This window comes from Neobacillus niacini, from assembly GCF_000759675.1.
Classification (GTDB): domain Bacteria; phylum Bacillota; class Bacilli; order Bacillales; family Cytobacillaceae; genus Neobacillus; species Neobacillus niacini_A.
This window is the reverse complement of sequence record NZ_BAWM01000047.1, coordinates 15,415-41,948: the sequence shown is the minus strand read 5'-3', so window position 1 is coordinate 41,948 and position 26,534 is coordinate 15,415. Positions and strand designations below refer to the sequence as shown.

At 38.4% G+C, this 26,534-nt stretch carries 16 protein-coding genes and 3 pseudogenes; 17 read left to right on the top strand and 2 right to left on the bottom strand.

Annotated features, from left to right (window positions below; translation table 11 throughout):
* Positions 1-834: 834 nt before the first annotated feature.
* The 12 genes and pseudogenes from TR08_RS18845 to TR08_RS18795 all read left to right on the top strand — a co-directional run bounded on the left by TR08_RS18845 (position 835) and on the right by TR08_RS18795 (position 19,558).
* Positions 835-1,359: a hypothetical protein gene (locus tag TR08_RS18845; protein ID WP_152597465.1), complete on the top strand. Its 525-nt coding sequence runs from the start codon at positions 835-837 to the stop codon at positions 1,357-1,359.
* A gap of 76 nt (positions 1,360-1,435) precedes the next feature.
* Positions 1,436-3,802 carry a glycoside hydrolase family 95 protein gene (locus TR08_RS18840; protein ID WP_045520814.1) on the top strand — a complete coding sequence of 789 codons (2,367 nt, stop codon included), beginning with the start codon at positions 1,436-1,438 and terminating at the stop codon, positions 3,800-3,802.
* A gap of 137 nt (positions 3,803-3,939) precedes the next feature.
* Positions 3,940-5,016 (top strand): annotated as a pseudogene (locus TR08_RS18835) (transposase).
* 384 nt (positions 5,017-5,400) lie between these two features.
* Positions 5,401-6,444: a LacI family DNA-binding transcriptional regulator gene (locus TR08_RS18830; RefSeq protein WP_045520812.1), complete on the top strand. Its 1,044-nt coding sequence runs from the start codon at positions 5,401-5,403 to the stop codon at positions 6,442-6,444.
* Between the two features lie 121 nt (positions 6,445-6,565).
* A pseudogene (locus tag TR08_RS33295) lies at positions 6,566-6,697 on the top strand (Gfo/Idh/MocA family protein); the annotation flags it as partial.
* A gap of 456 nt (positions 6,698-7,153) precedes the next feature.
* The gene (locus TR08_RS18825) at positions 7,154-8,122 is read left to right on the top strand and encodes an ABC transporter permease (protein ID WP_238579186.1); all 969 of its coding nucleotides are present in this window, start codon (positions 7,154-7,156) and stop codon (positions 8,120-8,122) included.
* A 4-nt stretch (positions 8,123-8,126) separates the two neighbouring features.
* On the top strand, positions 8,127-9,020 hold the full coding sequence (locus TR08_RS18820) for a carbohydrate ABC transporter permease (RefSeq protein WP_045520810.1): 894 nt from the start codon (positions 8,127-8,129) through the stop codon (positions 9,018-9,020).
* Between the two features lie 100 nt (positions 9,021-9,120).
* Positions 9,121-10,686 (top strand): extracellular solute-binding protein, encoded by a 1,566-nt coding sequence (locus TR08_RS18815; protein WP_045520808.1) that lies wholly within the window; start codon positions 9,121-9,123, stop codon positions 10,684-10,686.
* Positions 10,687-10,849: 163 nt separating this feature from the next.
* Positions 10,850-13,156: a family 43 glycosylhydrolase gene (locus TR08_RS18810; RefSeq protein ID WP_052427527.1), complete on the top strand. Its 2,307-nt coding sequence runs from the start codon at positions 10,850-10,852 to the stop codon at positions 13,154-13,156.
* A 46-nt stretch (positions 13,157-13,202) separates the two neighbouring features.
* Positions 13,203-14,354 carry a Gfo/Idh/MocA family protein gene (locus TR08_RS18805; RefSeq protein WP_045520806.1) on the top strand — a complete coding sequence of 384 codons (1,152 nt, stop codon included), beginning with the start codon at positions 13,203-13,205 and terminating at the stop codon, positions 14,352-14,354.
* Positions 14,355-14,537: 183 nt separating this feature from the next.
* Positions 14,538-17,723 (top strand): discoidin domain-containing protein, encoded by a 3,186-nt coding sequence (locus TR08_RS18800; protein WP_045520804.1) that lies wholly within the window; start codon positions 14,538-14,540, stop codon positions 17,721-17,723.
* Positions 17,724-17,812: 89 nt separating this feature from the next.
* The gene (locus TR08_RS18795; RefSeq protein ID WP_045520802.1) at positions 17,813-19,558 is read left to right on the top strand and encodes a glycoside hydrolase family 35 protein; all 1,746 of its coding nucleotides are present in this window, start codon (positions 17,813-17,815) and stop codon (positions 19,556-19,558) included.
* 201 nt (positions 19,559-19,759) lie between these two features.
* On the opposite strand, the gene TR08_RS18790 is transcribed toward TR08_RS18795, so the two are convergent.
* Both TR08_RS18790 and TR08_RS18785 read right to left on the bottom strand, forming a co-directional pair.
* Complete coding sequence (locus TR08_RS18790; RefSeq protein WP_045520822.1) at positions 19,760-20,860, bottom strand: mandelate racemase/muconate lactonizing enzyme family protein; 1,101 nt, start codon at positions 20,858-20,860, stop codon at positions 19,760-19,762.
* Positions 20,861-21,437: 577 nt separating this feature from the next.
* Positions 21,438-23,009 (bottom strand): HEAT repeat domain-containing protein, encoded by a 1,572-nt coding sequence (locus tag TR08_RS18785; protein ID WP_238579185.1) that lies wholly within the window; start codon positions 23,007-23,009, stop codon positions 21,438-21,440.
* Between the two features lie 133 nt (positions 23,010-23,142).
* Between TR08_RS18785 and TR08_RS18780 the strand changes: the two genes are divergently transcribed.
* The 5 genes and pseudogenes from TR08_RS18780 (at position 23,143) to TR08_RS18765 (ending at position 26,397) form a co-directional block, all read left to right on the top strand.
* Positions 23,143-24,012 (top strand): helix-turn-helix domain-containing protein, encoded by an 870-nt coding sequence (locus TR08_RS18780; protein WP_045520798.1) that lies wholly within the window; start codon positions 23,143-23,145, stop codon positions 24,010-24,012.
* Between the two features lie 188 nt (positions 24,013-24,200).
* Positions 24,201-24,308 (top strand): annotated as a pseudogene (locus tag TR08_RS32075) (HU family DNA-binding protein); the annotation flags it as partial.
* A gap of 315 nt (positions 24,309-24,623) precedes the next feature.
* Positions 24,624-25,118, top strand: coding sequence for an NUDIX hydrolase (locus TR08_RS18775; protein ID WP_081954556.1), 495 nt, complete (start codon positions 24,624-24,626; stop codon positions 25,116-25,118).
* A 60-nt stretch (positions 25,119-25,178) separates the two neighbouring features.
* A complete protein-coding gene (locus TR08_RS18770) occupies positions 25,179-25,739 on the top strand; it encodes an ATP-binding protein (protein WP_045520796.1) in 561 nt (186 codons plus the stop codon).
* Between the two features lie 118 nt (positions 25,740-25,857).
* On the top strand, positions 25,858-26,397 hold the full coding sequence (locus tag TR08_RS18765; protein ID WP_045520794.1) for a 2'-5' RNA ligase family protein: 540 nt from the start codon (positions 25,858-25,860) through the stop codon (positions 26,395-26,397).
* Positions 26,398-26,534 lie beyond the last annotated feature (137 nt).

The following is a 26,534-nucleotide window of genomic DNA, read 5'->3' as shown; positions in this document are numbered from 1 at the left end:
GTAATCCTATTGGTCAGTTTTTTATTTGTTCTATCTTTTTTAAGCATTTATCCACTGATGGTTAATATGGTCACGTCCTTTAAGTACTTGTGTCTTAATAGTTTTAAAGTAGGTTTATACAAAATTCATTTATCGATTTTTTGTATGATTATTCTTAGTGCATGGACCATTCTTTCATTACGCTTTTCCTTTTTAATTTTCTTTTTCTTTTTCAGTGTTTCTGCTTATCTGATTTACTGGATTGCTGATCTTAAATTTAAAAACTTAATACCACAGAAAGAATCGGGAAATCGGTTCAATAATACGCCTGCATAAAAAAGACAGATGGGAGCCCATCTGTCTTTTTCTGTGAATCTATCTAATTTACTAAATATATTGACAATTAAAAATTGATTTGTTATTTTAATGTTATCGATAACAATCAAATTACCAGTTAGGAGGGATAGGTATCAAAATCATTGATTCACACCAACACTTTTGGAAGCTGGAGCGAGGAGATTACGACTGGCTTACAAAAGATATGGGTATTCTTTATCAAGATTTTCTTCCAGAAGATTTAAAACCTTCATTAGAAAAATACTCGATCTCAGGAACGGTCCTTGAACAAATCGGTGAACTCCAGAAGCCGAACTGGTCGGCGCTGGATCGGGATTAGTTCCAGGCTTTACGAAGGTGGGTGGAAAAAGTGGAAGATGGCTTGATTACGTTACGGTTCCGCCTCTAAAAGGTCCTGGGGGTGTTCAAGTTGCTCCAGTTGCTCAAAGTGTCAAAGGCGGCTTTTACCTGATCACGAAATCATGTAAACACCCGGAAGTTGCATTCCGCCTGGCCGACTTGTTATATAACACGGAGATGACCCTCACTTCCATTTATGGGGAGAAAGAAAAGCGATGGACTTGGGCGAATGAATCCGAAATCGGAGTTAACGGCAAAAAGGCAATATGGGAAGTCCTCCCTAACCCGAATGAGGCTGCCGTACAAAACGACAGCTGGAAGCAGCTTGCTCCGACATTGCGCACGAACGAGCTGCGACTCGGAACAGCCACGGATCCGACAAAACCGTCGCTTGAAATCGTTTTGTATAAAGAGACAATTGAAAATTACGAAAAATATAAGCAGGATGCGGCGTCGATCATTCCTGAACTTTATATGACGAACGAACAGGCATCCGAGCTTGCTGATTTGGAGAAAACGATCGGAGACTTTGTTAAAGAAATGATTGCCCGGTTTGTGACGGGAGACGCAAGTCTCGATAAAGATTGGGATTCTTATATCCAAACGTTAGACGGCATGAATTTGAAGCGCTATCTGGAAATCTATCAAAGAGCATACGACGCGAAGATGTCCAAAAAGCAATAAATTCCGGATGAGTAGTTATGCTGGCCACAGAACCGTTAATAAGGATTCTGGGGCCAGTCTCAGGGAGGGGAACGATATGAAAAGTTTATTATACAGCAAGCCTGCGTTGCACTGGACGGAGGCATTGCCGCTTGGCAACGGAAGAATAGGTGCTATGCATTTTGGAGGCGTGGGGGAGGAGCGTTTTCAGCTGAACGAAGATACGCTGTGGTCTGGTCCCCCAAGTCGATATAAGCCGCATGACGATCGGGAATCGCTGCAGAAAGTGAGGCAGCTGCTTCGCGAGCATAAATATGGCGAGGCAGACGAGGAAACGAAAAATATGTTCGGCCCTTATGCGCAAGTGTATATGCCTCTTGGGAACTTGGGAATACGCTTTATGCACGGCGAGGAAGGCCAGCGGTATAAACGGTCGCTGGACCTGGAACGCGCTCTTTCTTCGGTAACGTACACGATTGGCCCGGTCGAATATACGCGCGAGGCTTTTATTTCAAGCCCTCATCAGGTGCTCGCAATACGGCTGACAAGTTCCATTCCCATGCAGCTTAACTTCGAGGTAACCTTGGACAGTCTGCATAAATCCTATGCGCTGCAGGACGATCATGCATTGTGTTTGCAAGGGATTTGTCCCGAATACTGTGCACCGGGTTATTATGAGGAGGATTTGCAGCCGATTGTATACGGAGATTTCGGCAATACGAAATCGATTCATTTTGAGGGAAGATTGGGTGCTTCGATCGAAGATGGCCAAGTTGTATATCGGAATGGCAAGTTATGTGTTCAAGACGCTACGAAAGTTGTTCTTTACTTTGCGGCCGCGACGTCCTTCAACGGCTACGATCAATTGCCAGGCACCGATTTTGGCCTATTGGCCCGACATAATGAGTCAATACTTTCGAAAGCGATGGAAATTTCTTACGATCAATTGAAAGAGGAGCATATACGCGATTATCGGGAGCTGTTTGATCGAGTCGATTTTACTCTAGAGGATGGTGCCCTGGAGGACGAAATGCTTGATACCGATAAGCGGATGCAGAAATATGGTGCTAACGACCCAGCAATGGTTGCCTTGTTGTTTCATTTCGGACGCTACTTGCTGATCGCCTCTTCCCGGGAAGGGACTCAGCCGACCAACCTGCAGGGGATATGGAACGATATGGTGCGGCCGCCTTGGGGATGCAATTATACGCTGAATATTAATACGGAAATGAATTATTGGCCTGCGGAAGTGACGAATTTATCCGAATGCCACCGTCCGCTGCTGAAGGCGATTCAGGAGCTTTCGGTAAACGGCAGGAAAATGGTCAAGGAGCGGTATGGGCTAAATGGCTGGGCGGCGCATCACAATTCGGATTTATGGAGACATGCACAGCCTGTAGGCGCCGAGCGGCACGGAGATCCGGCCTGGGCATTCTGGCCGATGTCCGGGGTTTGGCTGTGCCGCCACTTATGGGAGCATTACGAGTACACGCAGGATAAACAATTTCTTGCAGAAGAAGCGTATCAAATTATGAAAGGCGCGGCTGAATTTTGCTTGGATTGGCTCGTGGAGGATGAAAGTGGATATCTGATTACATCGCCTTCGACATCGCCGGAGCACCATTTTTATTCGAATGACGGTCAGCTGGGAGCGGTTTCACAAGGTGCGACGATGGATCTCCAACTTATCGGCGACTTATTTGAGAATTGTTTGAACATGGTTGACATTCTTGGAGTTGAAGATGAATGGGTGAAGCATATGGCTGCAGCCAAGGCACGTCTTCATCCGATGCAAATAGGGAAATACGGCCAGCTGCAAGAATGGCTCATTGATTACGAGGATGAATATCAGGATCATCGTCATGTGTCACACCTTTACGGCGCGTATCCAGGAAATCAACTGACGGAGGATGTGATGCTGGATGCCGTCCGGCTAACGTTGATCAGACGCGGCGATGCCGGATCAGGCTGGAGTCTCGGGTGGAAGGTTTGTTTATGGGCTCGTTTGAAGGATGGGGAACGCGCTTTTCTGCTGCTTCGGCGTATTTTTAACGTCGTTACAGCATATGGGGGAAAAGGCAGCGGCATATCTCCTAATCTACTTGGTTCCCATCCTCCTTTTCAAATTGACGGAAATTTCGGCTATACGGCGGGCATTGCAGAGATGATTGTTCAATCCCACAGAGGGTATGTCGAATTATTGCCTGCAATTCCATCCGCTTGGCAGAGCGGGGCGCTATCCGGCGTTCGCGTCCGTGGAGGGTTTGAAATTTCTCTTACATGGGAGCGTATGCAAGTCAGTCAGCTTGACTTCGCTTGCCGTGTCGACAATACGTTTCGAATGAAATCCGATAAATCGGCAATTGTCCGTGAAGAAGGAAAGGAAGACCGGACCCTTGAACCGACCGAGGGTTATCTGTCCCTGAAAGTTTGCAAGGATCAAAAAGTCACACTCCAGTTTTAATAAGAATCCCCCTTGCCATATGCGAGGGCACTGAAAAAGTCCCTTTAAAGTAAAAAAGGTATAATACCTCATAATCTGAGGGAATTATACCTTTTTTGCTGTATAATTATAGAATCAATTTTAAACGGGTGGGTACTATGATTCAAAATCAACTATCAATGATTTTCAGTCCATTTATGGCTATTTATGATTTAGTTGTTCCAAAGGATAATCTGTTGCGTAAAATTAACGAACTAATCGACTTCTCTTTTGTTTTTGATGAGCTTAAAGATAAATATTGCCTTGATAACGGTCGAAATGCCACCGACCCTATTCGTATGTTCAAATATTTATTGTTGAAGTCTATCTATGACTTGTCTGATGTCGATGTGGTTGAGCGTTCGAAATATGACATGTCATTTAAGTATTTTCTAAATATTGCACCAGAAGAGGCAGTGATTGAATCAAGCTCTCTTACGAAGTTCCGAAAACTTCGGTTAAAAGATGTAAACCTATTGGACATGCTTATCAATAAAACCGTTGGGATTGCCATCGAAAAGGAAATCATAAAAACTAAATCCATTATTGTGGATGCCACTCATACAAAAGCTCGCTACAATCAGAAATCGCCTAGAGAAATTCTCATGGACCGTTCCAAAAAGCTGAGAAAAGCCGTTTATAAGATAGATGAATCTATGAAAGATAAGTTCCCAGCCAAAAACACAGTTGATGTTTTAGAAGATGAAATAGATTATTGCCAGAATCTCATTGATGTAATTAAAACGCAGATAACCTTGCCCAATATCCAAAGGTAATGGAACAGTTAAATCTTCTTAAAGAAGCAGTCGCCGATGATATCGAACATTTACAGATTTATGAAGATAAGGATGCAAAAGTAGGTCATAAAACTGCTGATTCATCATTTTTTGGATATAAAACGCACATTGCCATGAGTGCCTTTTAAAGAGGGATGTTATAAGGTAGGTGCTAAAAGTAAGACTTACTCAGTAACTATAAAATCACATGTACATACCGAACAGGAGAAATTTCAAGAAAGTGATTTTTTCATAGAAAATTCAAAAGAACGGTACAAAATAGAGGCTAAAAATAGCGAATTAAAACACAGACACGGGTACGATGTTGCAAAATCCTTGGGTTTAATTGGCATGGAATTGCAAGGTGCTATGGCGATATTTACAGTAAATTTGAAAAGAATATTGAAACTGATTGATTAAAAAACGGAATAATCCCGGGTTAAAATTAAAAAAAGACGACTTTTATTCTAAAGCATGGAATAAAAGTCGTCTTTTTTGATAAGCCAATTGTATAACTGTGAAAAACTCTTAGCTCTTCAGTGCCCTCGCCATATGCAATGGGTTGACAGGTTATTAAACGTAATGTATATTCTAATTAATCGGAATTCTTTGTACAAATCAGACAATTAAATTAAAACCAGCGGTGGTAATTCAATTTTTCAACTTGTACCTACAACCCGACAATATAAATGAAACTCATCTGTAAAAAAATGGAATTACACTAAAAAATAATTATTATTTTCTTTCTATTTTTGATGTCCTAGTAAAGAAAGATCAAGTTAATACTTAAAAGGAGATTTACTAGTGATTAGACTTAAAGATATTGCTGAATATGTTGGTGTTTCTATTTCTACAGTTTCTAGAGTGATTCAAAATGATCCAACCCGAGCTGTGAAACCGGAAACGAAAAGAAAGATCTGGGAAGCAGTAAAAGAGCTGGGGTACGTACCGAATCAGGATGCTAGAAATTTAGTAGCCAATCATCATCAAAAAAATAAAACAAGAACAATGAAAATTGGTTGGGTTGCCCAACCATATTTAGTTGAAAGAACTCCTTACTATTCAATTGTTTTCGCAGGGATTAGTGACCATATTATGAATGCTGGCTATACCTTAATAAATATATATAAAGAGGAACTTCAGAATGAAACTCAACTTCTTAAGTTTGTACATGAATCGGGTATAGAAGGGCTAATTCTGGATGATAAAATTGATGACAGCACTTTGGAGTACATTTTGCAATATATGCCTGTCGTCAGTATTGATATTCACTATACAGATAAAAATATATCCTTCATCGATTTTGATCGAGAAGCAGCTGGAAAAATGGCTGTAGAGCATTTAATTCAACAGGGACATAAAAAAATAGGTTTTCTTGGCGGAGGTATTGGTGAGAAATACGAAAATTTAGAAGGAGAAAAACGATTTATAGGCTATCAAAAAACGATGAGTGAAGCTGGACTTATTATCCTTCCTGAATGGGTCGCCAATACAAAGTGGTCTATGGAAGTTAGTTATGAATGCATGTCAAGGCTGTTAAAGGATTGTGCTCATAATCTGCCAACAGCTATGTTTTGTGCAAGTGACATGATGGCACTCGCTGCAATGAGGGCAGTAGTTGAAAATAAATTGAGAATTCCAGAAGATATTGCATTTGTAGGTTTAGATAATCTTGAGATGTCCAAATACTCATCACCACCACTTACAACAATCGACATTCCAAAATATGAAATAGGTGAGCTGGCAGCTAAAACGATAATTGATCGGGTTGAAGAGAAAACAAAGCTGGATGTTAAGATTTTTGTTCCTTTCCAATTGGTTATGCGTGAATCATCAAAGATTCAATGAACATGGGCTGTCCCTCTTGTCCCTTTTAGGAAAATCAAAGAAAATTTCGGTATGTTTTTTTTTGGAATTTTGGAGAACGTTTGGACGGTTTTGCAGAGAACAGATGGGGTGAATTTAAGGAGGTGGTCACGGTGGTGCAGATCCGAAAATATGCAACGAATTTGTCGAGCTAGTCTTAAACAATAAGCAGCCTTTAACAACACCATATGCAGGAAGAATGAGTGTCGCGGTAGGATGTGCAGCAACTGAGTAGGGGGATAATTGTGTTTGTAAGGAAAATTATACCTTATCTACATATTATTTTATTTAGAAGCTCTTAGGGCTGAAAATTTTAAAGAATTCTCAATTTTTGCGCAAGTAAATAAGAATTGCACATCGGTATTCTGCATTAATGCGCACTTATCTGAAGTTTTGCTTATTTTTGCTCCATAAGGTTGCAGCTATGATGAATGTACTGGTTTTCCAGCAAGAAACATTACGGGAATCCGCAAACATCTAGTAGAGCTTAAAAGAAAGCGCAAACATCTAGTAGAGCTTAAAAGAAAGAGAGGTGTCTTGGAATGCAATTGGCACAAATGGAGATCGGTTCCGGTACGGCTGGCGGCTTTCGTTCGCGTAAGGAGTTCTTCCGACCAAGGGGATCGAGGGCAGCGAATGGTTGGACCCTAAACAGTTCGGTCGTTTCAAAAAAAGGGGATGAGGTGAGCTCTTGTCGACGACTATCGAAAAAATAACTCAATCGACGACTATCGAAAAGATATCTAAAAAGTCATTTATTTCTAAGTTAAATTACGACTGGAAATATAACCGCCTTCTATTGCTGATGTCGATTCCGGGGTTAATCATGATTGCCTTGTTTGCTTATTACCCCATGGTCGGTATCGTAACTGCTTTTCAAAATTACAGTTTGTTTTTAGGAATTCGTGGCTCTGAATGGATTGGCTTTGATAACTTTATTCGTTTTTTTAATGATCCCAACTTTTTTAGAATTATAAAAAACACGTTTGTTCTTGGTTCTGTTAACTTGTTGTGGGCTTTTCCCGCACCCATTATTCTGGCTTTGTTGATTAACGAAGTGGTGCATCCCAAAATGAAGAGATTTGTTCAAACCGCTACGTATTTACCTTACTTTGTTTCGGTTGTTGTCATTGTGGGCATTATGAAAACCATTTTTGGCGATACTGGTATTGTAAATGGATTGTTAGCAAATTTCGGTGTTGACCCGATCCAATTTTTTAACGAATCCGGATACTTTAGAAGCTTGTATGTTGGCTCAGGTATTTGGCAGGAAATTGGTTATGCCAGCATACTCTACTTGGCGGCCATTACAGGGATTGACCCAGAAATGTATGAAGCGGCTAAGATGGATGGCTGTTCTAAGTTTAAACAGATTTTTTACATCACCCTTCCCGCACTCCGCCCAACCATCATTGTTTTGTTAATCTTAGCCATTGGTGGTATTATCAGCGTTGGGTTCGATAAAATTCTGTTAATGTATAGCCCTGCTACCTATGATGTTGCCGATGTTATTTCTACCTATGTTTACCGTAAAGGTATTATCGACCAAGATTATGGATTTTCAAGTGCTATTGGGTTGTTTAACAGTTTGGTTTCCATTGTTTTTGTATTTGGAGCAAACTATTTATCCAGAAAATTTTTAAAGGAAAGTTTATGGTGATGTCATGAAAAAGAATCCTAACAAAATCAAAGAACCAATGGGAGATCGCGTCTTTCTTTCCTTCGTGTACATCATTTTGGCTATTCTTGTACTAGTTATGCTCTATCCCTTTGTATACGTTGTGTCTGTATCTATTAGCGATCCCGCAGAAGTAATTGCGGGGAAAGTTACCTTTTTTCCAAAAGGTTTTGACCTAGGTGCATTCAAGACCATGATAGACCATCCTATTTTTTTTACTGCATATAAAAACACAATTGTGTATACTGCGCTGGGAACGTCTTTCACCTTGTTTTTCACAGCCATAACTGCATATCCACTTTCCAAGGATAAGTTTCAAATGCGTCCATTTTTCTCCAAGGTGTACCTTATAACCATGTTTTTTGGTGGCGGTATGATTCCAACCTATTTGGCTTATAAGTCCCTGCATATGTTAGACACCATTTGGGTTATGGTTCTTCCGGGGGCATTGTCCGCATTTAACATTATTCTCATGAGATCCTTCTTTAGGAATATACCGGAAAGCCTAAGTGAATCTGCTTACATTGATGGGGCCACGGATTTTCAAATATTAGTAAAAGTCATTTTGCCACTCTCTAAGCCAATCCTGGCAACCATCGGCTTATTTACAGCTGTTGGCATTTGGAATGGATATTTCAATGCGTTGCTTTACTTAAATGACATTGATAAATACCCTTTGCAGATGATTTTAAGAAATATTCTGGTATCTGCAAGCTTTAATCCAGCCGAAAAAGACGCTTATTCTCAATTAAATCACTCGGCAACGGAATCTTTAAAAATGGCATCCATTGTCATCACTACCCTTCCTATTATGTGTAGTTATCCTTTTATACAAAAGTACATTGTCAAGGGTATGATGATCGGCTCAATAAAAGGATAATTTATAAAATTTATTAATAAGCCAGTGGTAATATGTCAAGCACTAAAAAATAAAGAATTGGAAATTAAGTAGACTACTAATATACGAGGAGAGATTTATCATGAAAAGATTATTGATCTTATTTGTAGCTACCATGATGTTGTTAGTTACAGCGTGTAGCAAGGAACCTGCCAAAACAACAACGTCACAGAAATCAGACAAGAATGCCGCCGGACAAAAAATTAGCGAAAAGCCCATTGAAGTTTCTTGGTTTTTTAGTGCTAATACCCCATACACTGGCGACGAGGAAATTTTTAAGACCATTCAAAAGTACACAAATATTAAAATCAAACCCGTTAGCGTAGCTCGTGCAGACTATACACAAAAATTGAGTACCACGTTAGCATCTGGATCACTACCCGATTTGATTACGTTATCAAGTAGTGAAGCGGACCGTTATGGTCCACAAGGAGCATTCTTAGATTTAACGCCTTATATGGAAGCAGGGAAGCTTGATCATTACAAAGCGATGTTGGAAAAATATTCACCTGCCATGGATCTGACTCGTTCGCCTAACGGCAAATATTATGGCTTCCCAAGAATTTATGATGTGCCATATCGTGCCGACGAAGTTATGTTGGGTAGGACTGATATTTTTGCAAAAAACAATCTATCCACGAAGTTCGAAACGTTTGACGATTTATACAAGACCTTAGTTCAACTAAAGAAACTTTACCCAGATTCTTATCCCTATTTTGTAAGATGGGGCTCGGGTCACCTAATAGGCAACCAAGCTTACTATAGAGGAACGAGTAGCACTTTCTATCTTGACCCAGAAAAAGAAAAGTATCTATTCGGTCCAACAAGCCAAGCCTACAAGGATACGTTGGTTTACTTGAATAAATTGTATTCCGAAGGCTTATTAAATCCCAACTTTGCTACGATTTCAGATGAAGAATGGAATGAACTCTTAGCTACAAACAAAGGTTTTGTTACCATTGACTACCCGCAAGTTGGCGACGAGATTGTTCAACAAATGGGAAGCAAAATTCCACAGGGCTTTGAATTTACGGCTATGCTTCAACCAGCTTACAAGAATAATAGAGTTGGTACCCCTGTTTTAAGTGGGTATTTCCAAAGCTACAAAGTGATTTCAAATCAAACGAAATACAAAGATGAATTGGTTAATTTGCTGAATTGGATGTACAGCCCAGAAGGTATCGATGCCATGCAATTTGGTATCGAAGGCGAATCTTATCAAAAGAATTCCGATGGTACTGTGAAATTTTTAAAGGATTTTCAAACTCCTGCTACACCAAATGGTTCCATCACGAATGCGGGGCTAAATACCCAAGAGCTTTTCACCGTTGTAAATCAAACTGCTATTAATACTTTTGAGTTAAATGGTGCTGCCATGAAAAAATCGGTATCATTTTTGGAAGAAAACCAAGCATTTGGCAAGGCGGTCCTTGATGCAAAATTCAGCGATACGAATGCGAAAAAAGAATATACCGACCTCAAAACGGCTATTGATACCTATGTAGAGGAAGCTTCGGTAAATGTGATTATCGGTAAGAAAAGCATTGATACCTGGGATTCTGAAGTTATTCCACAGGTTAAAAAACTTGGCTCTGACCGAGCTCTGAAGCTAATCAATAAAGCCTATGACGAGACTTTTAAGAAATAATGGATATAACTTGAGTTGAACGAAGGAGCGTGATATTCTCACGCTTCTTGTTGTAATTGGAGGAAAGTATGTTTAGCAAACTGACCTGTATCCACTTTCCTCGATATTACGTTTTCGGTTTAGATAAAAATTGATGATTTCTAAAAATGGAGGTCTACGAACAATGAAAAGAAATGTTACAGAAACTGCAAATGGATGGATTTCCGACAATGGAAATAGCACCTATACGAATCCAATCATGTGGGGGGACTATCCGGATAATGATGTGATCAGAGTTGGCGATACATATTATATGTCTTCAACAAGTATGCATGTTTTTCCAGGCTGTCCTATTATGAGCTCCAAGGACTTGGTGAATTGGGAATATGAAAGTTATGCCGTTGAAAGAATGGAAGGCGACGAGTACGACCTTATCAACGGCGATGTTTATGATGAAGGTCCATGGGCAACGAGTCTAAGATATCATAACGAAAAGTTTTACCTCATGTTTAATATTAATCGAGATGCTGCATATGTAAGTATTGCAGATCAAGCAAGCGGGCCTTGGTCACTCTATAAACTAGAAGATGAACTTTATGATCCGGGCTTATTGTTCGACGATAACGGAAAAATATATGTAGTCCATGGACAAGGAGAACTGTATCTTAGCGAGTTAGAGATCGTGGATGAAGAAACAGGCCAATTATCGATCATATCTAAGCGAGAACCCGGCGCCAAAAGAAACGGCAAAAAGATCTATTCTTACCCATGTCCGGGTCATCGTTACAATGGGTATAACGAGGGAGCCCATGTATATAAAATAAATGGCACCTACTATATTCTAACTACGCCGATTTGGAAGCATGGTTCAAAAAAAGAAGTGGCGGTTCGAACCAAAGATTTAGCGAACGGGCCTTATGAAGTCGAGGATATTATGGCAAGCTTTATGAATTTCTGGGGGAATGGAATTCATCAAGGGGGGATTGTCGATGTTCCTCAGGAAGACGGTACCTTGGAATGGTGGGCAATCATATTCCAAGATCGATCTAAACTTGGAAGAGTACCGACCCTGCAGCCAGTTATATGGAAGAATGGCTGGCCATACATGGGGCTGGTAGATGGCGAAAAAGCTGTTGTTACATATAAAAAGCCTAATATACCGAATCTGGAGCATATTGAACCGAAGGCACTTCCATCTTCTGATGACTTTATCACGAATAAGTTAGGGTTACAGTGGCAATGGAATCACAATCCGGATAACAGTAAATGGAGTCTTGAAGAAAGACCAGGATATATTAGACTTAAGACTTCAAGTGTAACGGATAACTTAACCTATGCGCGAAATACGCTTACGCAGAGGGTAGTTGGCCCAGACTGTATTGGAACTGTTAAGTTAGATGTGAGCCATGTGGCCGATGGTGATACGACTGGTCTATGCTTAATGCAAAGAGATTTTACCTTTATTGGGATCAAAAATGAAGAGGGCCATAAATCTATCGTTATTAATGATAATACGACTGAACATGTATCCGTGAATTTGTCTGCAGGTATTAAGGACGTATGGTTAAGAGCAGAGACTCCAAGGCACGAATATAGAATGGAGTTTTCATATAGTTTAGACGGTATCCGTTTTACACAGCTTGGTGGAAGATACGATATGCATTACGGTACCTACGTCGGAATGAGATTTGGAATTTTTAACTATGCAACAATAAAGCTTGGCGGATATGTAGATGTAGATTCCTTTGAACTGACAACCTCAGAAAATCAAGGCAATCTATTTGGGATAAATAGAAGAATCGATGCTGCACGCTACGATGATCAAACGTTTGTTTCGGATAAGGAACTCCAAATAAACCCAAAAACAGAATGGATAAGCGATGATCCAAACCGTGAATATGATCTATGTATATCGAATCTAAAAGACGGAGATTGGTTGCAATATGATCAAGTCGATTTTGGTGCCGGCGATGCGGCATGGTTCAATGCAAGAGTAGCAAGTTCATTAACCGGAGGAACGATTGAGGTAAGAATTGATCACATGGATGGTGAATTAATAAGTACACTTCATATTCCCAATACGGGTGATATAAATAAGTATGTAAATATGAAGAGTGACCTTGCAAAACAAGTTACTGGAAAGCAAAAAGTATATCTTGTGTTTAATGGTGCAAGTCAAAATATGTGTAAACTTAACTGGATTATGTTTGGTTCGGGAGAATTTCCTCAGATACCTTCTGTTCCGGAAAATTTGACTATTGTGAGCAAAAGCGAGTCCATTCTAAATATAAAATGGGACAATTCACCAGGAGCACTGCATTACGACATTATGTTTGATGACAGAGTAATAAGTAATGTTACTAGTGAATTTTCGCAGTTAGGTCTAGTACCACGCTCTAGTCATACTGTAAAGGTAAGAGCTAGCAACTTTGCAGGGTATAGTGAATGGAGCAATGAAGTTAAAGTTGAATCCGCAATGTATATTTCCTAAAGTTAACCAGTAAAAGATTCAAATCTAAAATAGGAGTGAATTACAAATGGAAACTGTAAGAATTGGTATCATCGGTGCAGGACTTCGAAGCGGAATCGCGAAGTACTGGCACAATCCTGGCGGGAAATCGGTGGTTGTCGCAGCTGCCGATGTTTCACTGGAAAGATTGAAGACATTTCAAGAAAAAATTAATGAACATGCCTACATTACTACAGATTATAAAGAGCTTTTAGCCCGTAAGGATGTTGACGCAGTGGCTATTCTTTCGCCCGATTATTTGCATGAGGAGCATGCCATCGCAGCCCTTCAAGCAGGAAAGCATGTCTATTGTGAAAAGCCGTTAGCAATCACAGTAGAAGGCTGCGATCGGATTATCGAACAAGCAGAAAAATCAGGAAAACATTTAATGGTTGGTTTCAATATGCGATATATGAGCATGTATCAGACGATGAAAGAGATTATCGACTCGGGTGTGATTGGTGATATTAAAGCCGTTTGGGTAAGGCATTTTGTCGGATTAGGAGGCTATTACTACTATCATGACTGGCATGGAACCGCAAAAAACACTACTTCACTATTGCTGCAAAAGGGTTCCCATGATCTCGACGTCATCCATTGGATTACAGGAAAATATACAAAACGAGTTTCTGCTTTTGGGAGCCTAGACTATTACGGAGGGGATAAACCTAATCACTTAACCTGCCCAGCTTGTGAATTAAAAGATACATGCCCGGAAGCTAGTCTACATACGTTAACACAATGTGCTTTCCGTGAAGAAATCGATGTTGAGGATAATAATATGCTAATCATGGAGTTAGAAGGCGGTATTAAAGCATCGTACTTACAATGTCATTTTACGCCAGAGTATTCTAGGAACTATACCTTTATTGGGACAAAAGGCAGAGTTGAAAATGATGATGTAAATGATAAGGTATACGTCAAGACAAGAAAATCCAACTCCTGGAACGAATTTAGCGATATTACCTATGACATGAAAAAAGAACAGGGCAGTCATGGCGGCGCCGATCCGAAAATCACGAATGATTTTGTTAATCTCGTGTTGTACAATAAACAGCCTTTAACTTCACCAATTGCAGGAAGAATGAGCGTTGCAGTTGGCTGTGCAGCAACTGAATCCATCCGCTCCGGTGGAAAAGTGGTAGAAATCAGTCAAGATCCAAGCATAACGATTGTATAAATTTCTATCCTTAAGAAAAGGAGAATGATAGTTGGAAAGTAATAGAATGATGGGGAAAATCAATCATTTTGCTGAAAAGGTCATGAGAATCGCACAATTTCAAATACTCTGGGTAGTATAAAAGCAATTAATAGCATTGAAAAAAATTTTACATTTTTAAATGGGAAAATGGAGTAATACGTTTTGAAACAGAGAAAAATTAGAGAAGTATTAAACTTTAATACGGAATGGTTATTTCATAAAGGTGAGTTTGAGAGTGCTTTGAATTTAGAATGCGATGATAGAAATTGGGAACGAGTTGCTTTACCGCATACGGTTCAACTAGAACCTAAAGAATGGGTAGATTCACCAAGCTATCAGGGGATTAGTTTTTATCGCAGATATTTTACTTTAGCACCAAAATATATGGGAAAAAAAATATTTATACGTTTTCAAGGTGTCATGATTAATTCAGAGGTTTGGATGAATGGTCAACTTCTTTGTACACATCAAGGTGGGTATCTTCCATTTACTGTTGATATTACGAAATCTGTTGTATTTGGAGAAAACAATGTAATTTCGATTAAAGTGGATACCAATGATGATTGGCAAACACCGCCAGGAAAACCACAAAAAGAGTTGGATTTTGTTTATTTTGGTGGATTATACAGAAGTGTCGAAATGATAATAACGGAGAATGTATACATTACAGATGCAATTCATGCAAATAAAATTGCAGATGGTGGTGTATTTATAACGTACCCTGAAGTAGGAACTGACAAAGCAGTGGTTCGAGTTCAAAGTAATATTCAAAACGATTTTAAAATGATGAAAAATGTAAGCGTAGAAACAATGATTATAGACGAAGAAGAGAATAAAATTGTGGCATCTGAAGAAAGTGTACCAATAGAAATAGAAGCCAATTCAGATCATACCTTTATACAAAAGGTAAATGTGAACTTGCCTAAATTATGGAGTATGCGTAATCCAAACTTGTATACCCTTAACATCAAAGTAAAAACAGGTAATCAAGTTGTTGATGACTATCAAACTCGGATTGGAATTAGGAAAATTGAATTTACCACAGATAGAGGTTTCTTCATCAATGATGAGAAGGTTTTATTAAATGGAGTAAATTCCCATGAGGATTATCTATATGTAGGTAATGCTGTTTCGGATTCTATGCTATACCGCGACGTAAAAAAAATAAAAGAGGCTGGATTTAATTTTATTCGTACAGGTCACTACCCACATAATCAGGCATTCATGAATGCTTGTGATGAGCTAGGGATTGCGACGATTGTACCTACCCCTGGATGGCAGTATTATACGCCTAAAGGTGAGTTTTCCGAACGTTCTTTTCAAATGACACGAGAAATGATTAGACTATTTAGGAATAATCCTTCCGTTATTCTATGGGAGCCTATTTTAAATGAAACATGGTATCCTGAAGAATTTGCGAAGGAAGCCTATAAAATTGTTCATGAAGAGTTTCCTACAAATCAGGCGTTTGCCACTTCCGACTTTGGAGCCCCTTTTGGAGACCAATTTGATGTAGTTTATAAAGAAGCTTATAGCGAGACAAAGCCTTTAATTACTAGAGAATGGGGCGATGCTAATCATAATCTTCAGGATGGAGAACGTTCTGCGAGAAAACATGGGGAGAGCGGCCTTGCAAATTCTAGTTACCATCGTCAAAACTCTTTAAAGGGGAATAAGTGGAAAGATGCAAATGAAGAAGATGGTTATTGGGATTGGTCGGGTTTAAATGCAAATCCACGGATTTCTGGATATGCACTTTGGAGCTATAATGATTATAATCGAGGTTCTGAAAGAGAAATTTCTTATTCTGGTATCGTAGACCGTGATCGATATCCTAAGTTCAATTATTATTGGTTTCAAAGTCAGTGTCCCCCAGAAGAAAATAACGGACCGACACTATTTATAGCAAATTATTGGACTAAATCTTCACCAAAAGATGTACATGTATATACAAATACTGAAAAAGTTAATTTATATGTAAACGAAAAGCTTGTGGATACAAGAAGTCCTGAAAAGGTAGAATATATAGCTCATCCAATTATTATCTTTCCAGAAGTTCCTTGGGAGCCCGGGGTGTTAAAGGCAGAGGGTTTAATTAATGACAAAGTAGTAATATCGAATACGGTTACAACACCTAGTGAAGCAACTCATTTATGCGTGGAATTCCAAATAAATGAAATGGAGGATTTTATCGCTAATAGTTCTGATATGGTAATGGCCTATATAACCATAAGAGATAAATTTGGAAACATTGTGCCAACAGCAAATCAATCTATATCCTTACATTTATCAGGGCCTGGTATTCTGATTGGAAATGCAGAGGAACGGACGAAGGCCAATCCCGTTATGGCGGAAGCTGGAATAGCTCCTGCATTAATCCGTTCAACCTCAATGGCAGGTGAGATAACACTAACAGCTACATCACCTGGTTTAGAACAAGGGAGTGCTAGTATAACAAATGTTCCCTATCACGGGGAGTTTGTACCGAAAATTACTAGCGATGAAATGAATATAATCAAAAATAATCATTTAGCATTACCTTATTCTATAGTGGGAAGCAGTGAGGATGCTGATTACAATGTCAATAATCTAAACGATGGAAACCCAAAGAGTTGTTGGAAACCTTGTAAAATAGATCAGCAACCATCGTTATTGCTAGATTTAGGAGAAAGCCTCAATGTTACAGGTTCAAAGCTGATTTGGAATTCAGAGGGATATCCGAAAGAATATAAAATGGAAGTCAGTAATAATAAAAGAGACTGGATCACTTTGGTGAATCGGCTCGATGTAGATTCTAGCAATCTAATAATGTATGAATATTTCGCATCAAATGCAAGATATATACGAATTCATTTTTCAAGCCCATTTATGAATGCTGGAATTGTTGATTTGCAAATTTTTGGGGCGAAAAAGGTTCATACACTGTCTACACAAAATATCCAAAATGAAAATATAGCATGCAATAAAATAGCGTATGCAAGTAGTTTTTCAGAAGGAAATGAGCCACTTATGGCTATTAATCAAGATCTGAAAACGATGTGGCAGGCAAATAGTTTTGATACTCCACAGTGGCTTCTTATTGATCTTGAGGATGAAAACCTAGTTGCAGGTGCAAAAGTAATATGGGGGAAGGACAGTACGCATTATTCATATAAGATTCAGGTCTCTAAAAATGGGCATGATTGGATAGATGCTATTGACCAAACGACAACAGGATCTTATTATAAACCAATTAATTTTAGTAGTTCTTGTTCGGTTAGATATGTTAGATTCTGGATTTATGATCTTATGGCCGGTGGCGGCTCTGAAAAGGTAGCAATTAAAGAAGTCGAAGTTTATTGTAATTAAGACTCTGGCTTCAAAGAGCAATACTAGTCAAGCTTTATCTGAAAGCAAATTTAAAAACCTGAAAAAGCATAAAAAGGGAGAGAAGTCATTTGTCTAATTTAACGGTAAAAGGAAAAGATTTATATTTGAATGGAGAGCCATTTCAGCTTATTTCTGGAGCAATTCATTACTTTCGAATCGTTCCAGAGTACTGGGAGGATCGGTTGCTAAAGCTGAAAGCATGTGGCTTTAATTGTGTAGAGACATATGTGGCATGGAATTTGCACGAGCCGAAAGAAGGGGAATTTAACTTTTCAGGAATCGCAGATATTGAAGAATTCATTCGGATTGCTGAAAAAGTGGGCTTGTATGTCATCGTCCGCCCAAGTCCTTATATTTGTGCGGAGTGGGAGTTTGGCGGTTTGCCAGCTTGGCTGCTTGCTGATCGAAATATGCGCGTTCGTTCATACTATGAGCCATTTTTAGAAAAAGTGGATCGTTATTATGATGTATTGTTAGAAAAAATGCGTCCGCTGTTATCGACAAATGGCGGCCCGATAATTGCGATGCAAGTAGAAAATGAGTATGGAAGTTTTGGTAATGACAAGGCATATTTAAGGCATTTGCGAGACGGTATGATTTCACGTGGCATTGATGTGCTATTGTTCACATCAGATGGTCCATTAGATTTAATGCTAAAGGGTGGAACAGTCGAAAATGTTTTGGCAACCGTAAACTTTGGTTCGAGGCCAGAACAGGCTTTTGGAAAATTGCAGGAACATTTCCCGGATACCCCTAATATTGTTATGGAATATTGGAATGGATGGTTTGACCATTGGGGTGAGGAGCATCATAAACGGGATCCTCATGAAACAGCTAAAACCTTTTTAGAAATGATTGAACAAGGAAATTCAGTTAATTTTTACATGTTCCATGGAGGAACGAACTTTGGTTTCTATAATGGTGCGAATTATGACGGCAAGCTTTTACCTACGGTTACCAGCTATGACTATGACTGTCCAATCAGTGAGGCAGGAGAGATTACTCCAAAATTTTATGCTGTCAGAGAGGCGCTTGCTAAAATTCACGACATTGGTGAACTTGTATTGCCGGCACCGATACCGAAAATCAGTTATGGTTCCGTAAAAATGGAAGAATCTATTAGTCTATTCGATGTACTAGAAAATATTTCTCAGCCAATTCACCGTGCAAATCCGGAAACAATGGAGGAATTGGGTCAGAATTACGGATTTACATTGTATCAGACTTTTATTAATGGACCACATGAAAAAACTCCATTAACTATTAAGGATGTGAAAGATAGAGCACTTGTATTCGTTAATAGACAATATATCGGTTTAATTGATCAGTGGGACAACCATTCGCTTGATATTGAGATTCCTAAAGAAGGGGCCACTTTGGAAATCCTCGTTGAAAATATGGGGCGAGTGAATTATGGACCGGAGTTATATGATAAGAAGGGGATTACCCGTGGTGTTCGATTCCATTACCAGTTCCTATTTGATTGGACAATTTATACATTGCCTCTCGATAATATTGAACAACTTGTCTTTAAGAAAAACGCCGTTAAGCATAATGGTCACCCGACCTTCTACCGTGGAAAGTTTGATGTTGAGGAGATTGGGGATACGTTTGTTGAGTTGCCTGGCTGGAAAAAAGGGGTTGTATTCATTAATGGATTTAATCTTGGGAGATATTGGGAAATAGGCCCACAGGAGACCTTATACTTACCTGGTCCACTGTTGAAAAAAGGTGAAAATGAATTAATTGTCTTTGAACTCCATGAACATGAAAATGATAGCATTTCACTCATTAATGAACATAAATTAGGCTAAACAAGAAACACTAAGAAATCGATTATTCATGTCGATTTCTTAGTGTTATTTTTGTGGATAATCACAGGGTTACTGCTCTAGTCCGTCAGATAGATTACAATAAAAGGAAAATGGTTTATTTTTGCTGCTTTTCTTAGTTATCTTGATAGTAGAGGTTTCGTTTAATACTATGAATTAATCTTGATTTCCTCGTATAAGTCACTATTCAATAGTTACGTTAACAACTGTTTCGGTTTTGATTTTTTCCCAATCCCAATCTATTCCTATCCCAGGCGTTTGGGGTGGGTATGCAAAACCATCTTTAATTGTTACCTTTGATTTTGTAATGTCATCTAACTGCGGAATATATTCTAGCCATTTACTATTATTGATTGCACAGCATAATGAAACATGCAGCTCCATTAAGAAGTGCGGGCATACTATTTTGTTAAAACACTCTGTCATATGCGCAACTTTTAGCCAAGGTGTAATTCCACCAATTCTTGCCACATCCACTTGAATGATATCAGCTGCATTACTTTGTAAATACTCTTTAAAATGCTGCATTGAATAAATGGATTCACCAACCGCAACAGGTATAGTTGTAGATTGACATAATTCTCTATGAGACGATACATCATGTGCTAAGAACGGCTCCTCAATCCAGGTTAAAACTACCTTTTCTAGCAGATTGGCTCGCTGCTTTGCATCTGCTAATGTAAAGGCTTGATTACAGTCTGTCATAATCATATAGTCTGATCCTACAGCTTCTCGTAAAGCACTTAATCTCTGCACATCACGTTCAGCGTTTAGTGAGCCAATTTTAACCTTAGAACCACCAAAGCCCTGCGCTTTTACTGCTAATGCATCATAGACCAGCTCTTCCTGACTCAGATGCAACCAACCACCTTCAGTTGTATAGAGACAGATTTTCTCCTTTGAGCCACCAGCAGCTTTATATAATGGTAAATTCATAGTTTTGCACTTCAAGTCCCATAATGCAGTGTCAATTGCTGCTAGCGCTAATGAAGTAATTGCCCCTACAGACGTTGCGTGTGTAGACATCAATAAGTCATGCCATATACTTTCAATCATGGTAGCATCACGTCCAATGAGTTTCGGCAATAAGTGATCCTTTAGTAAGGCTACAATTGAAGAACCGCCTGTTCCAATTGTATATGTATAGCCTTCACCAAATTGACCGGATTCTGTGGTTAGACGCACAATTGGAGTTTCTTGATTTTCAAAGGATTGAATAGCATCTGTTCTTTTTACCTTTGGTTTTAATACAATCATAAAAAGTTCTGCTTTAACAATTTTCATTTTCACTCATTACCTCTTTTATATTATTTTTTATTCCGATATCGACTTATTCCTTCAGAAGCGTAATCAATCCATCATTATCGTTTTCTTCATAAATGGTTAACAGGTTGGAGATAGGTAATAGTTTGAACTGTTTTTTTAAACATTATGTTCTTAACTTCATTAAGTAATAAGGCAATAATAATTGGCGCAGGGAATGCAAAAATTAAGCCCCAAAAATTGATCAAAAAGGTATTAACTAAATTCCTGACAAAATATTAACTTTTAAAGAAACGTTCGAAATTTCAAATCCTACCCATGGACTCCCTGAAATCCCTTTAAATAAGCTATAATCTTTAAAGGCAATCAGCAATCCATACAGCGGCTTGTAGGCAAATATTAAATACCAAAGAATAAAAGGGATCAACATTAAGTACAGGTATTTATCTCTCCAGGATTTAGTTTAGTAGTATCAGTATGTCCAAGTTTAAGAGTTTACTTGCAGATATTTTGAAGTTTTTGCACCAGAACCATAAATTTTTCAAAAACTATCAAAGCTGATTTAAAATTTAAAGGAGCATTGTTAGTAGGCATTAGATTAGAAAGTGCTGGCTTTATGTGTATCCGCGCACCATCTGGATGAACGGCAAAATCTTATTAAAACATCTATGGAATCTTCTGTACGAAGATGGGATAATGCCTCAGCAACATACGCTCGAATATAACGGTCTTTGCTATTCAAAGCTCTCTCCAGCGACTGTACTACGATGTTCGCAGAGTCTTCCTTTCCAGTGCGTAACAGTGAAAGGGCTGCGGTGTATCCAATTTTGTTGATAATGTATGGTTGATTTATGTCATTTAATTCGCGCGATTTTGCAGAATTCGATGATTCCTCTAGTACTGATTCTTCCAAAGCTTTCACCAATTCGGGTACAATATGATCGGCAGGATGCACAATCATCCCAAGAGATTCGATAATATTACGACGGACCAATTGACTTTCATCTTTTAAAGATTTGATTAATGTAGGTACAGCTTCTCTTGCATGTGACCCAAGCATACCTAGAACGAATGCGGCTAAAGCTCTCTTTTTTTCTTCTTTGTGATGAAGCGTCTCGATGAGCCCTGGAATCACTATGCTACCTGCTCCCTGTAATCCGTAAGCTGCGCGTTTAGAGATCAAATTTGATCCTACTGCTAATTGGTCGAGAAGCTCTTGAGCTCCGAGTTGACCTATATGCCCTAGAGCATATGCGGCATTTAAAGCTACTCCTTCCACTGTATCGCTAAGCAAGCGACCGAGCTCCGAAGCAAGTGAAGCTCCCGCCTCACCCATCAAACCAATTTGATCTGCTGCACGTCCCCGAACAAAGGCGTCCTCTGCATTTAATTCAGCTTTAAGTTGCGATAAATCGGAATCATCTACCATCTTTATCCCTGTGCTTTTCGTTTTCTCGCTTCTCAGCCAATCCCATACGTCTTGCCAGAGGTTACTATGCACGAAAGGAACATCCTCTGGTACCACCATATCCTTACTCTTATGATTCCAACTCGGATATTCAGGTTCTTTGAGCCTCGCAAATTGGAACTTTAACATGTAACGATCAAATTTGGACACATTAAGAGATGCTTTATGCCAAAGGTCGAAGTGCACTAGTACCATCGTACCCGCCTTTCCCGTCGGAAGAAGCGTCTCTCCTTTATCTCCAAGAAACTTTTCGTAATATTGGGTACCCGGCATAATGGCGGTTGGTCCTAAATCTTCAGTAATATCATGCGTGTAATAGAAAATCATTGCCCACCATGGCCGGTGACTCCGCATGGACGACCAATATCCGTCTTTGTGCCATTGTCCACCGCCAGGAGTCTGATTCCCCGGCTGATTATAATGGCAATGCCTATGAGGATGCATGTAGTAATCCGGTCCCAGCACACTAGTTAACGCACCTTTTACAGTCGATGTTTCAAATAATTGTTGGATTTCTGGAACCCGAGGTAAAATATTATTTCCGGGGTTCCCCTCCTCATGCATAACGTAATAAATTTTATTCATAACATCTTGATGAAGCTGCTCCGGCAGGTCGTTCTGAAGCACAAGAAATCCTTTCGAAATGAACTCAATCATTTGTTCATCCGTCAACAAATATTCAGAATTTAGCAATGTAAACACTCTCCTTTTTGATATTTAGTGATGTTTTATGATCATTACTTTATCAAATCCATCGCATTATGTATTTACAGAAAAATCGAAAATTTGTACAATAGTCAGGTGAATTACAAAAATTGTCTTGGAGGTGAGTATTGTGGATATTTCTAGTTTTCATCCATATGTCTATTATGCGACCAAATATCATTTTTCCAAAGGACAGACCAGCTTTCCAAGGATCTGTTATGCTAGTTCAATTTATTTGATCAGCGAAGGCAAGGGAATTATCAATACTTGCGGACGGACACACAAATCTATCCCTGGATCCCTTGTCTATATTCCGGCAGGGCAGCCTCATGAATGGATTGCGGACGAACAAGATCCTATGGTTCATATTTGTTGTTATTTTGACTGGTGTTACACCAAACGCAAGCAAGTATTCGAGACCGCGAATACCATTTGCTATGATTTTTCACAACTACATACATCTCTAATTGGACCAAACTTTCCTTTTCCTATCCCAGAACATTCAAAAGTAGAAACTCTTCGGTTTTGGATAGAATTATTCGAAAGCTTTTATACATCTAACGAATATACAAATGAGCGGACCTTTATAAGGAGTATGAAGATTCAAAGTCATTTTCAGCTTTTTATCGAGTATTTTTTAAACTACGTCTTGAATGAAGAAAATATTCCAGACCCACGTATTTACAAACTACTTGGCCAAATAGAGCAGGATCTTATGCAAGACAGCTTGGAGCCGTTGGAAAATTACTGTAAAAAGCTACAGGTTAGTAGAGGATATTTTTTTGAACTGTTTAAAAAAGCAACGGGTCTATCTCCTATGCAATATATTAATCACTTTCGGATCAGCCGAGCGAAGGATGATTTACGGTTTACTAAATTAACCATTACAGAAATTGCAGAAAAAAATCACTTTTCATCCATTCATTATTTCTCAAGAATGTTTCGTAAACTAACTGGACAAACTCCTCGAGAATTCAGAGAGTCAGAACGTTCAGTATGAAAACCTCAAAAATGTGAAGCAACTGATTCTGGTGCAAAATTAAAATAAAAGAGAATAAAGCGTATATATTCCTAGTGGAATCATCTTTTATGCTGCAAGACCAAACAATTGATGGATGAAGGAGTATGAAGAGGTAGCACAAAAATAAACATATATAATAGAAGAAACTCGTCAAAAAAGGAGCACCTGCTGCTCGAACAGGTCGTAACCCACAAACTGGTGAAGAAATTCAGATTTCTGCTTCTAAAATTCCAGCTTTTAAACCAGGCAAGGAACTAAAAGAAGCTGTTAAATAAGTTTCTATAGTTCTTAAAGAATTGGCTCTAAGGAATGATCCCTAGAGCCTTTTTGTGTATTGAAATAGAGTGATATAAACGGAGGGAGGCATTATTGACATACGGCAATATTATTGAAGAAATCAGGTGGAATTAGAATACTTATCAAGATAGATTGTGAAAAATTTCGCTTAAACTAAAGGGAGGTTAGTTGAAGAGTGTTATTTAACTTTTGTTCAACAATCGGGCCATATTGTTGAATAACAAACTAAAGGATTTTTTAAATTTAAAAGAGAATTAACATTAGAAATAAAATAAGGGGTGTGTTTAAGAGGGATGTCTGATTATTATAAAAATCTTCGAGAAAAGGTAGGAAATGAATTAATATTTATGCCAAGTGTTGCAGGAATTGTTCGTAATGAAAGGGGAGAGATTTTATTTCAGAATAAAGGGAATGGAGAGATGTGGAGTCTTCCAGCTGGAGCAATTGAAGTTGGGGAAGCACCTGCAGAAGCAGTTGTTCCTGAAATCTGGGAAGAGACAGGACTCATTGTTATTCCTAAGAAATTATTAGGGGTATTTGGTGGTAAAGATTTTCGTTATGAATATCCAAATGGTCATAAAGTAGAATATAATGCCTATGTTTTTGATTGTGAAATCAAAAGTGGTGATCTAAACCCAAAAGATAGCGAAACTGCTGAATTACGTTATTTTAGTCCAGAGGATATGCCTGAATTAGCTGTACCATACCCAAAATCTTTATTCTTCCAAAAGGGAAATAGAGAAGTATATTTTCAGTGGAATGAACAGTGGTTGGATAATCTCTCCTAAATTAACAAAAATGGCTTGTTCGATTAAATGCCCTGAATTTTCCAGAATGGAGTTGCATATATGAAAAGGTTAGTGATTATTACAGTCGGAAAAACCCATAGTGGGAAAACTACATTTGCTAAAGCTTTAGAACTCCAGTTACACTATTCACTTGTAATTGACCAAGATAACCATGCTGAATTTATAAATACATATTACAAATCCTTACTGCCTAAAGAAGGACCTAATACTTTGAAATATGCTATCACTCAAACACTTGTTGATTATGCAGTTAATCAAACTAATTTTCATCTTATTCTTTGCAACTCAAATCGCAATCAAAAAGGTCGCTCAGATCTTCTTGAACAATTTCATAATAAAGGATTTATCAACATCCTAGTTAATTTTGATATTCCAGACCATGTTCTTCAGGCGAGAGTTGCAAAAAGTCAGCGTAGTACAACTATATTTAGAAGTACTTCTACTTTTAAGGAAGTGTTAGCAAGACAACAGTCTGAGTCTCATATAGGGGATGTAAAAGCACCAAAAGAAGGAGAAGCAGATCATTTGTTTTTAATAAAAGACAATGATGAAATTCAGTTTGTTACTCAAAAAATAGTCAATATTGCTCGAAATTTATAATAAGTTAGAAGTTTAATAACTTCTTTGTGTGTATTCTTTATTCAGTAAAATGACTTTTAAAGAGAATAGCCTTTCTTATTGAAGTAAGAAGCAGATTAGTCAATAAGGTGGTCAAACTATGTATGGAATAATAGCTATCTTTGATGAAAAGACGGAGCAGATAATAAAAGATATTTGGAAGGATTTAAAGGAACTTTCTATTTCCTATTATGCATATGAGGTGGAAAATAGAAAACCACATATTACTTTAGCCAGTTATAATAGTATAAACATAGCTGAGTATGTACAACAAATGGATGTTTTTTATAAAGATAAGCTAACTATTGACATCACTTTTAATTCAATCGGTTCATTTATGAATTCAGGGACATTGTTCTTCTCACCTACTGTTACTAAGGACTTGTTTGATCTTCATTTTAACCATCATAAAGAGTTCGAACAGTTTAATGATGATCCAAATTCATTATACTTACCTGATCGCTGGATACCACATTGCACAATTGCGAATAGGTTATCGCTTGAAGAATTATCTGAAGCATTTAATTACTGCTCCAAAAGAAATAAAACTTTGTTTGCTCAGATAAAAGAACTAGCTTTAATTGATGTATCTGATAAAAGTACAGCCCCAATTAATTTTTCAAAGGAATTGAAAAAATAAAGTGCTTTATTCAGCAATAGGGCGCAATTCTGCAGCAAGAATTGTGCTCTATCTTATATTAAGGACCCTTTTCTGGAGTATGGAAGGAAAATACATGGTGCGTCTTGAATTTGAAAGTTATGTAAGAAAAGGGAAGG

Excerpts from the sequence above, each read along its gene's own strand:
- TR08_RS18840 (WP_045520814.1), top strand. The coding sequence starts at position 1,436 with ATGAAAAGTTTATTATACAGCAAGCCTGCGTTGCACTGGACGGAGGCA.
- TR08_RS18820 (WP_045520810.1), top strand. The coding sequence starts at position 8,127 with ATGAAAAAGAATCCTAACAAAATCAAAGAACCAATGGGAGATCGCGTC.
- TR08_RS18815 (WP_045520808.1), top strand. The coding sequence starts at position 9,121 with ATGAAAAGATTATTGATCTTATTTGTAGCTACCATGATGTTGTTAGTT.
- TR08_RS18810 (WP_052427527.1), top strand. The coding sequence starts at position 10,850 with ATGAAAAGAAATGTTACAGAAACTGCAAATGGATGGATTTCCGACAAT.
- TR08_RS18805 (WP_045520806.1), top strand. The coding sequence starts at position 13,203 with ATGGAAACTGTAAGAATTGGTATCATCGGTGCAGGACTTCGAAGCGGA.
- TR08_RS18790 (WP_045520822.1), bottom strand. The coding sequence starts at position 20,860 with ATGAAAATTGTTAAAGCAGAACTTTTTATGATTGTATTAAAACCAAAG.
- TR08_RS18775 (WP_081954556.1), top strand. The coding sequence starts at position 24,624 with ATGTCTGATTATTATAAAAATCTTCGAGAAAAGGTAGGAAATGAATTA.
- TR08_RS18770 (WP_045520796.1), top strand. The coding sequence starts at position 25,179 with ATGAAAAGGTTAGTGATTATTACAGTCGGAAAAACCCATAGTGGGAAA.
- TR08_RS18765 (WP_045520794.1), top strand. The coding sequence starts at position 25,858 with ATGTATGGAATAATAGCTATCTTTGATGAAAAGACGGAGCAGATAATA.